The organism is Alphaproteobacteria bacterium (assembly GCA_035625915.1).
Taxonomy (GTDB): Bacteria; Pseudomonadota; Alphaproteobacteria; order JACZXZ01; family JACZXZ01; genus DATDHA01.
Genome location: DASPOR010000127.1, coordinates 1 through 10,022, shown reverse-complemented (window position 1 = coordinate 10,022; position 10,022 = coordinate 1). Strand labels below are relative to the sequence as shown.

Below are 10,022 nucleotides of genomic sequence, written 5' to 3'. Positions count from 1 at the left end.
TTACGAGAGGGTCTCGGGCGCGCGGCTTCACTCGGCGTATTTCCGTCCCGGCGGCGTTCATCTCGATCTTCCGGCGGGCGTGCTCGACGACATCATGAAGTGGGCGGAGAAGTTCCCGGCGTTCGTCGACGACATGGAAGTGCTGCTCAACGAGAACCGTATTTTCAAGCAGCGCCTCGTCGATATCGGCGTGGTGAGTGCCAAGGACGCGATGGATTGGGGCTTCACGGGGCCGATGCTTCGCGCCTCGGGCGTGCCATGGGATCTGCGCAGAGCCCAACCCTATGACGCCTATGCGGAAATGGATTTCGACGTTCCCGTCGGCAAGCATGGCGATTGTTACGACCGTTATCTCGTGCGCGTCGAGGAATTGCGCCAGAGCCTGAAAATCGTGAAGCAGTGTTGCGAAAAGATGCCGGACGGGCCGGTGGTCATTCAAAACCACAAGGTCACTCCCCCACATCGCGGCGAGATGAAGCGCTCGATGGAAGCGCTCATCCATCATTTCAAGCTCTATACCGAGGGGTATCATGTCCCCGCCGGCGAAACTTATACGGCGGTCGAGGCGCCCAAGGGAGAGTTCGCGGTTTATCTCGTCTCCGACGGCACCAACAAGCCCTATCGCTGCCACATCCGCGCACCGGGCTTCGCCCATCTTTCGGCAATGGATTTTTGCAGCAAGGGCCACATGCTGGCCGACGCGGTCGCCATCCTGGGATCCATGGACATCGTTTTCGGGGAGATCGATCGGTGACAAGCGCAGGCGCCGGTGCCTCGAACGGGTTTGCCTTCACGCCCGAAAATCGTGCGAAGGCGGACAAATTCATCGCCCGCTACCCGAAGGGGCGACAGGCGAGTGCGGTCCTGGCCTTGCTCGATCTTGCACAACGTCAATCGGGCGGCTGGCTGCCGCGCCCTGCGATCGAGCATGTCGCCGAGGTTCTCGACATGCCGTTCATGCGCGCCTTTGAGGTCGCGACCTTCTATACGATGTTCAACCTGAAACCGGTCGGCAATTATCTCATCCAGCTCTGCCGCACGACCCCATGCTGGCTGCGCGGCTCCGACGATTTGCGCGCCGCGTGCCAGAAAAAGCTCGGCGTCGGCCTTCGGGAGACGTCCGCCGACGGCAAGTTCACCCTGGTCGAAGTCGAATGTCTCGGCGCATGCGTCAACGCCCCCGTCGTTCAGATCAATGACGACTTCTACGAGGATCTCACGGCGGAAAAGATGGAAGACATCATCGAACGACTTGGTCGCGGCGAGAAAGTACCCCCCGGTCCCCAGATCAAGCGGCTATCTTCCGCACCCGAAGGCGGGCTTACGACCCTTATCGAGACGCGCGAAGGGGAGACGGCGTGATGCTTCAGGATAAGGACCGTATCTTCACCAATCTTTACGGCCAGCATGACTGGCGCCTTGAAGGTGCGCGTAAGCGCGGCATCTGGAGTGGAACCAAGGAGGTTTTGGCGAAGGGGCGCGACTGGATCGTGGACGAGGTGAAGAAATCCGACCTCCGCGGTCGCGGAGGGGCTGGATTTCCTGCCGGCCTCAAATGGTCGTTCATGCCGAAACAATCGGACGGAAGGCCGCAATACCTCGTCGTGAATGCCGACGAGTCCGAACCCGGCACGTGCAAGGATCGCGACATCTTGCGCCACGAGCCGCATCGCTTGCTCGAAGGTTGCCTCATTGCCGGATTCGCGATGGGAGCGAACACCGCTTACATTTATATCCGGGGCGAGTTCTACAACGAGGCGGTCCATCTCCAGACCGCGATCGACGAGGCTTACAACGCGGGTCTTATCGGCAAGAATGCCTCGGGGTCGGGCTGGGATTTCGACATCCATCTCCATCGAGGCGCTGGCGCCTATATCTGCGGCGAGGAGACGGCATTGCTCGAAAGCCTCGAGGGCAAAAAGGGCCAACCGCGCCTCAAGCCGCCGTTCCCCGCGGCCGTGGGTGTTTTCGGTTGCCCGACGACGGTGACGAATGTCGAGACGGTCGCGGTCTCGCCGGAGATTTGCAAACGCGGTGCCACGTGGTTCGCGGGCATCGGCCGGCCAAAAAACACGGGAACGAAGGTATTCTGTATTTCTGGTCACGTTCAGCAGCCTTGCAACGTGGAAGAAGAGATGGGCATTCCGCTCAAGGAACTCATCGAACGTCACGCAGGCGGTGTGCGCGGCGGATGGGACAACCTGCTTGCGGTGATCCCCGGCGGCTCCTCGGTCCCATGCCTGCCAAGATCGATTTGCGACAGTGTTTTAATGGACTTCGACAGCTTGCGCGACGTGAAGTCCGGTCTCGGCACCGCGGCCGTGATCGTCATGGACAAGTCGACCGATATCGTCGCGGCGATTGCCCGCCTCGCGCACTTCTACATGCATGAGAGTTGCGGCCAATGCACGCCGTGCCGTGAGGGTACGGGATGGATGTGGCGCGTGATGACACGGCTCGTGCGTGGTGATGCGGAAGTGTCGGAAATCGACAAGTTGCTCGACGTGACCACGGAGGTCGAAGGCCATACCATTTGCGCGCTCGGCGACGCCGCCGCATGGCCGATCCAGGGTTTGATTCGCCATTTCCGCCCCGAGCTCGAGCGACGGATTGCCGCCTATCGCGATAAGCGGGCCATGCCGGCGCGGGCGGCGGAGTAGGGCGCATGAGAACTTACGGAAATCGCAAGGCGGAAAATTTCGGGCGCTACGATCGGGGTGCGATGTAATGCCGAAGCTCACCATCGACGGCAGGGAAATCGACGTTCTACCGGGCACGACTGTGTATCAGGCGTGCGAGGAACTCGGCATCGAGATTCCGCACTTCTGCTTTCACCAGCGACTTTCGATCGCCGGCAATTGCCGCATGTGCCTCGTCGAGATGGAGAAATCTCCAAAGCCGATCGCGTCCTGCGCGATGCCGTGCGCCGACAAGATGGTGATCAAGACCGACACCCCGATGGTCAGGAAAGCGCGTCAGGGCGTGATGGAGTTCCTGCTCATCAATCACCCGCTCGATTGCCCGATTTGCGACCAGGGTGGGGAGTGCGATCTTCAAGACCAGGCGATGGCCTATGGCCGCGACGGCAGCCGCTTTTCCGAGAACAAGCGCGCGGTCAAGGACAAATACATGGGCCCGCTCGTCGCCACGGTGATGACGCGCTGCATCCACTGCACGCGCTGCATCCGCTTTGCGACCGAAGTCGCGGGCGTGCCGGAACTCGGCGCCATCAATCGCGGCGAGCACATGGAGATCACGAGCTATCTCGACCGTGCAATCCATTCGGAGCTTTCGGGCAACATCATCGACCTTTGTCCGGTGGGCGCGCTTACCTCCAAACCGTACGCGTTTACGGCCCGTTCCTGGGAACTCAAGAAGACCGAATCGATCGACGTATTCGATGCGGTCGGCAGCTCTATTCGCGTCGATGCGCGCGGCTCCGAGGTGATGCGCGTGCTGCCGCGCCTCAATGACGACGTCAATGAGGAGTGGCTGGGCGACAAGAGCCGCTTCGCCGTCGATGGTTTGCGCCGTCAGCGCCTCGATCGTCCTTATGTCCGTCGCAACGGCAAGCTCCAGGAAGCAAGCTGGACAGAGGCGTTCGAGGCGGTGGCGACCCGCATGAAGGGCGTTCCGGGCAATCGCATCGCCGCGATCGCGGGAGACATGGCCGACGCTGAAGCGATGATGGCGCTGAAGGACCTGATGTCGGCTCTCGGTTCCGCGAACCTCGATTGTCGCCAGGATGGTGCTAAGCTCGATCCCTCGTGCCGTGCTGGATATCTTTTTAATTCCACGATCGCCGGAATCGATCGGGCGGACGCGCTCTTATTGATTGGGACGAACCCGCGTTGGGAAGCGCCCGTCCTCAACGCTCGCATCCGGAAGCGCTATCTGACGGGTGCGCTCAAGGTCGCATCGATCGGCCCGACATTCGACCTCACCTATCCCGTCCAGCAACTCGGCTCGACACCGGAAGCGCTGGCCGAGATCGCCGACGGAAAAAATCCCTTTGCGCAAACGCTGGCGTCGGCCAAGAACCCGATGCTCATTCTCGGCCAGGGTGCTCTCGCGCGCGCAGATGGTGCGGCGGTGCTGGCAACCGCTCGCCGACTTGCCGAGTCCTGCGGCCTCGTCAAGGACGGTTGGAACGGGTTTAACGTCCTGCATGCGGCGGCGGCACGTGTCGGTGGGCTCGATCTGGGATTCACACCGGGGACGGGCGGACGCGACGTCTCCGGCATCCTCGAGGGGGCGGAGAGGGGCGAGATCGAAATCGTCTATTTGTTGGGTGCGGACGAGATCGCCTCGGGCGGGCTCGGCCGGGCCTTTGTGATCTACCAGGGCCATCACGGCGACGCCGGGGCCCATCGCGCGGATGTCATCCTGCCGGGTGCTGCCTATACCGAGAAAAGTGCGACCTACGTCAACACCGAGGGTCGCGTCCAACGCACCAATTTGGCGGCGTTCCCATTGGGAGATGCACGCGAGGATTGGGCCATCGTGCGCGCCCTCTCGCCATACCTTGGCCGTAAACTTCCCTACGACAATCTCGACCAGGTGCGTGCGCGCCTTGTTGCGGTCAATCCCGTGTTCGGCGCGCGCGATGCGGTGACACCTGTGGCGTGGGGGCCGTTCGGTGCGGCGGGCTCGCTCTCGGCCGCTCCCTTCGAAAGCCCGATCGCGAATTATTACATGACCGATCCGATCAGCCGTGCCTCGGAGACGATGGCCAAGTGCATAGCGGAGATTCTGGGCCGCACCACCGAGAAGACTGGTACCCATGGCTGAGTTCTGGACCGGATATGCGTGGCCGACGATTCTCATCGTGCTCGAGATCGTGGCGATCATCATACCCCTGCTGGTGGCGGTCGCGTATCTCACCTATGCGGAGCGCAAGGTGATCGCCGCGATGCAAATCAGAAAGGGCCCAAACGTGGTGGGACCCTTCGGGCTTTTGCAACCCTTTGCCGACGGCCTCAAGCTTTTGATGAAGGAAACCGTGGTGCCGAGCGGGGCGAACCGCGTGGTGTTCGTGGCGGCCCCGATGCTGACATTCATTCTCTCCCTCGTCGCGTGGGCCGTCATTCCCTTCGGCAAGGGCATCGTGGTCGCCAACATCAATGTCGGTATCCTCTACCTCTTCGCGATTTCCTCGCTCGGTGTCTACGGAATCATCATGGCCGGCTGGGCGAGCAATTCGAAGTACGCCTTCCTGGGCGCCCTGCGCTCGGCGGCCCAAATGGTCTCCTACGAGGTTTCGATCGGTTTCGTGATGATCAGCGCGCTCCTCCTCGCGGGATCGTTGAATCTTTCGGACATTGTGCTGGCGCAGCAGAAGGTATGGTTCTTCATCCCGCTTTTCCCGATGTTCGTGGTTTTCTTCGTTTCGGGCCTCGCGGAGACGAACCGCGCACCCTTCGACCTTCCCGAAGCCGAAGCGGAACTTGTCTCGGGCTACAACGTCGAGTATTCGGCGATGGCCTTCGCGCTGTTTTTCCTCGGCGAATATGCAAACATGATTCTGATGAGTGCCGTCACGTCGTTGCTGTTTCTGGGCGGCTGGCTCGCTCCCTTCGGCCTGACGTTCATTCCCGGGCCGATCTGGCTGATCCTCAAGATTTGTGCATGCCTCTTTGCGTTTTTGTGGGTGCGGGCGACGTTCCCGCGTTACCGCTACGATCAACTGATGCGGCTAGGATGGAAGGTGTTTCTTCCCGCTTCGCTTCTTTGGCTCGTGTTGACCGCAGGTGCGGTTGTGGCGTTTGACGCCTCAAGCTGGCTAAGGGGGGCTGCATGACGGCCTGCTTGCTCGAGCGTCCTTGTGTCGGCCACGGGAATTGGGAGGATTGAGATGGCGGTTCTCGATCGCACGGCGCGCTCGTTCCTTCTCACCGAACTGGTCGAGGGGCTGGTGCTGACTTTCAAATACATGTTCAAGCAGAAGGTCACCCTCAATTACCCTTATGAAAAAGGGCCGCTCAGTCCCCGATTTCGCGGCGAACATGCTTTGCGCCGATATCCGAACGGAGAGGAGCGCTGCATCGCGTGCAAGCTTTGCGAGGCCATCTGCCCGGCACAGGCGATCACGATCGAGGCGGAGCCTCGCGCCGACGGCAGCCGGCGCACGACGCGCTACGACATCGACATGACCAAGTGCATCTATTGCGGATTTTGCCAGGAGGCCTGCCCGGTCGACGCTATCGTCGAGGGACCGAACTTCGAGTTTGCGACCGAGACACGAGAGGAACTGCTTTACGACAAGGACAAGTTGCTTGAGAACGGTGACCGATGGGAGGTGGAAATCGCCGCTAATCTCGCCGCCGACGCACCCTATCGGTAAGCGACATGATCATCCAGGCACTTGCATTCTATCTATTCTCCGCAATCGCGGTTGCATCCGGGATCATGGTGATCGCCTCGCGCAACCCGGTTCACTCCGTTCTGTTCCTGATTCTCGCCTTCTTCAATGGCGCCGGACTTTTCGTGCTCATGGGGGCCGAGTTCCTGGCGATGATTCTCGTCGTCGTCTATGTGGGTGCGGTCGCCGTGCTTTTCCTCTTCGTGGTAATGATGCTCGATATTAATTTCGTCGAGCTGCGGCAGGGTTTTGCAAAATACCTGCCGATCGGCGCGGTCATCGGCATCATTCTGTTCGTTGAGCTTGCGTTCATCGGCGGCACTTGGTTCATCGAGCCCGCCGCCTCCCACGCGGCCACCGACCCCACCCCGCTCTTCAGCCAGGTGCCGAATACACAGGCACTCGGGCTCGTGCTCTATACGAAGTACGTCTATCTCTTCCAAGCGGCTGGCCTCGTGCTGCTGGTGGCGATGATCGGCGCCATCGTATTGACGCACCGGCGGCGCGTCGGCGTGCGGCGCCAACGGATCTCGGCTCAGCTTGCGCGCGACCCGAAACAGACGGTCGAAATCAGGAAAGTGCGCGTCGGCGAGGGTATCCGGTGATGGTCATTGGGCTCGCCCATTACCTGACGGTTGCCGCGATCCTTTTCACGCTCGGGGTCTTCGGCATCTTCCTCAACCGCAAGAACGTGATCGTCATTCTGATGTCGATCGAATTGATGCTGCTTGCCGTGAACATCAATCTCGTCGCATTTTCGGCGAACTTGAACGATCTGGTCGGACAGGTTTTCGCCCTTTTCGTACTCTCCGTTGCAGCCGCGGAGGCGGCGATCGGGCTTGCGATTCTCGTGATCTACTTCCGCAATCGCGGCTCGATTGCAGTCGAAGATATCAATGTGATGAAGGGTTAGCGACGTGATCGCGTCGAATCGAATCGTTTTGCACTCGATTTGTCGACCACGCTAGGGCAGGGGTCCAAAACGCATGATTTATGTGGCTGCGATCTTCCTGCCGTTGGCGGGCTCAATCATTGCGGGACTGTTCGGCCCATTCCTGCGGGACAAGGGTGCGCATGCGGTGACATGCGGGGCAATGCTCCTCGCGGCCGTGCTCGGCATCGTGATTTTCTGGCAGGTCGCGATCGACGGGCAGGATCGGACGATCCACCTTCTCTCATGGGTCAATTCGGGATCGCTCGAATTCTCCTGGGCGCTCAAGTTCGACACGCTCTCGGCGGTAATGGTGTTCATCGTCACGCTCGTGTCGTGCGTGGTGCATTGGTATTCGATCGGCTACCTGCACGGCGATCCGGGTGTGCCGCGCTTCTTCGCCTATCTTTCCCTGTTCACCTTTTCGATGCTCATGCTCGTCACGGCGTCGAATCTGGTTCAGCTCTTCTTCGGCTGGGAAGGTGTCGGTCTGTGCTCGTATCTGCTGATCGGGTTCTGGTACGACCGGCCGGCGGCGGTTGCGGCGGCGATCAAGGCCTTCGTCGTCAATCGCGTGGGCGATTTCGGCTTCGCCCTTGGCATCTTCGGTGCCTACCTTCTATTCGACACGGTCAATCTGGATACGATCTTCACGGCAGTGCCGGGCAAGGAAAACGCCATCATCGATTTCCTCGGCATGCATCTCCCCGCCATCGAAACCCTTTGCGTGCTTCTATTCATCGGCGCCATGGGAAAGTCTGCGCAAATCGGCCTCCACACCTGGCTTCCCGACGCGATGGAAGGACCGACGCCGGTTTCCGCCCTGATCCATGCGGCGACAATGGTGACGGCGGGCGTGTTCATGGTGTGCCGGCTTTCGCCGATGTTCGAGCATGCGCCGACGGCACTCGCGCTCGTGACCTTCGTGGGTGCCACGACGTGCTTCTTCGCGGCAAGCGTCGGCCTGACGCAATTCGACATCAAACGCGTGATCGCTTATTCGACCTGCAGCCAGCTCGGTTACATGTTCTTCGCGGCCGGCGTTTCGGCGTATCAGGCTGCGATCTTCCATCTGATGACCCATGCATTCTTCAAGGCGCTGCTTTTCCTCGGTGCTGGCTGCGTCATCCACGCGATGTCCGGCGAACAGGACATGCGAAAAATGGGTGGGCTCTGGAGGAAGATACCGATCAGCTACGGCTTGATGTGGATCGGCTCGCTGGCGCTTGCGGGAATACCGCCATTTGCGGGTTATTTCTCCAAGGACGTCGTCATCGAAGCGGCATGGGGTGCGCATACCGGGGTCGGTAACTACGCCTATCTGCTTGGCGTCGCGGCGGCGTTCATGACGGCGTTTTATTCCTGGCGGCTCATTTTCATGACGTTTCATGGCGAGAGTCGTGCCGACCACCACACGCAGGAACACGTGCACGAATCGCCCTCGATCATGATCGTCCCGCTTTACGTGCTTGCGCTCGGCGCCATCGTGGCAGGTTTCATTGGGAGCGATACCTTCGTCGGGGAGGGCAGGGCGGAATTCTGGCGTGACTCGATCGTCGTACTTGCCGGACACGATGCCCTCGAAGCCGGCCATCACGCCCCACTCCTCGTGAAGATCCTGCCAACGATTCTCGGCCTCGCCGGAATAGCCCTTGCTTATCTCTTTTATATCAAGCGGCCCGAACTGCCGCAGGTCTATGCCCAACGGTTCAGGGCGCTTTATCTTCTCTCGTTCCATAAATGGTATTTCGACGAGATTTACGACGCACTCTTCGTCCGGCCCGCGTTAGCGCTCGGGCGTGGGCTGTGGAAGGGCGGGGATGGCGCCATCATCGACGGGCTCGGCCCCGACGGCCTCGCCACGGCGACTTTGGCGCTCGCGCGGCGTGCTGGGCGGCTGCAGAGTGGGTATGTCTACCACTATGCCTTTGCGATGCTGATCGGCGTTGTCCTGATCGTGACGTGGTATCTCTATTTCTTCGTGATGAGGGGCTGAGGCGATGGAACATTTTCCGATCCTCTCCGCCGTCACGTTCCTGCCGCTTTTTGGCGCGGTGCTGGTGTTCTTCATCCAGGGCTCTCCCGAGGTCGTGGCGCGAAATGCGCGCTGGACCGCCCTTTGGACCTCGCTCCTCACGCTCGCACTCTCGCTTTATCTTTGGTTCGACTTCGATTCCTCGTCGTCCGCATTCCAGTTCGTGGAGCGGGCCGAATGGATTCCGGTCTTCAAGATCGGCTACCACATGGGCATCGATGGGATCTCGCTTTTCTTCGTACTGCTCTCGACTTTCCTCACGCCGCTTTGCATCGTCTCGAGCTGGGAGGCGATCCATGTTCGCGTGAAGGAGTACATGATCGCGTTCCTGATTCTCGAGACCCTGATGGTCGGCCTGTTTTGCGCCCTCGATTTCATCGTCTTCTACATGTTCTTCGAGGGCGTGCTGATCCCGATGTTCATCATCATCGGCGTGTGGGGCGGACCGCGACGGGTCTATGCGGCCTTCAAGTTTTTCCTCTATACGTTCCTTGGATCGGTGCTGATGCTGCTCGCGATCCTCGCGATCTATTTTCAAACGGGCACAACCGACATCGAGACGGCACTCGCCTTCCATTTCCCACGGGAGATGCAGCTCTGGCTCTGGCTCGCCTTCTTCGCCTCCTTTGCGGTGAAGGTGCCCATGTGGCCGGTGCACACGTGGCTGCCCGATGCGCACGTGGAGGCACCCACGG

Annotated in this window: 10 protein-coding genes; all 10 read left to right on the top strand. The window is 60.4% G+C overall.

Going from position 1 to position 10,022, the window contains the following annotated elements:
• The coding region (locus VEJ16_10690) for an NADH-quinone oxidoreductase subunit D (protein HYB10128.1) at positions 1–754 on the top strand (754 nt) is incomplete at its 5' end.
• Positions 751–1,362 carry an NADH-quinone oxidoreductase subunit NuoE gene (gene nuoE / locus VEJ16_10685; GenBank protein HYB10127.1) on the top strand — a complete coding sequence of 204 codons (612 nt, stop codon included), beginning with the start codon at positions 751–753 and terminating at the stop codon, positions 1,360–1,362. The genes VEJ16_10690 and nuoE, both read left to right, overlap by 4 nt.
• Positions 1,362–2,660, top strand: coding sequence for an NADH-quinone oxidoreductase subunit NuoF (gene nuoF, locus VEJ16_10680; protein HYB10126.1), 1,299 nt, complete (start codon positions 1,362–1,364; stop codon positions 2,658–2,660). Before nuoE ends, nuoF begins: the two co-directional genes overlap by 1 nt.
• A 67-nt stretch (positions 2,661–2,727) precedes the next feature.
• Positions 2,728–4,791 carry an NADH-quinone oxidoreductase subunit NuoG gene (nuoG, locus tag VEJ16_10675; protein HYB10125.1) on the top strand — a complete coding sequence of 688 codons (2,064 nt, stop codon included), beginning with the start codon at positions 2,728–2,730 and terminating at the stop codon, positions 4,789–4,791.
• Positions 4,784–5,800, top strand: coding sequence for an NADH-quinone oxidoreductase subunit NuoH (gene nuoH / locus VEJ16_10670; GenBank protein ID HYB10124.1), 1,017 nt, complete (start codon positions 4,784–4,786; stop codon positions 5,798–5,800). The genes nuoG and nuoH overlap by 8 nt, the downstream gene beginning before the upstream one ends.
• 54 nt (positions 5,801–5,854) lie before the next feature.
• Positions 5,855–6,343 (top strand): NADH-quinone oxidoreductase subunit NuoI, encoded by a 489-nt coding sequence (gene nuoI / locus VEJ16_10665; protein HYB10123.1) that lies wholly within the window; start codon positions 5,855–5,857, stop codon positions 6,341–6,343.
• 5 nt (positions 6,344–6,348) lie between these two features.
• Positions 6,349–6,966: an NADH-quinone oxidoreductase subunit J gene (locus VEJ16_10660; GenBank protein ID HYB10122.1), complete on the top strand. Its 618-nt coding sequence runs from the start codon at positions 6,349–6,351 to the stop codon at positions 6,964–6,966.
• Entirely contained in the window at positions 6,966–7,274 is a 309-nt protein-coding gene (gene nuoK / locus VEJ16_10655; protein HYB10121.1) for an NADH-quinone oxidoreductase subunit NuoK, read from the top strand. Before VEJ16_10660 ends, nuoK begins: the two co-directional genes overlap by 1 nt.
• Positions 7,275–7,347: 73 nt before the next feature.
• Complete coding sequence (nuoL, locus tag VEJ16_10650) at positions 7,348–9,288, top strand: NADH-quinone oxidoreductase subunit L (GenBank protein ID HYB10120.1); 1,941 nt, start codon at positions 7,348–7,350, stop codon at positions 9,286–9,288.
• Between the two features lie 4 nt (positions 9,289–9,292).
• Positions 9,293–10,022, top strand: a 730-nt coding sequence (locus tag VEJ16_10645; protein HYB10119.1) for an NADH-quinone oxidoreductase subunit M, incomplete at its 3' end; no start/stop codon positions are given.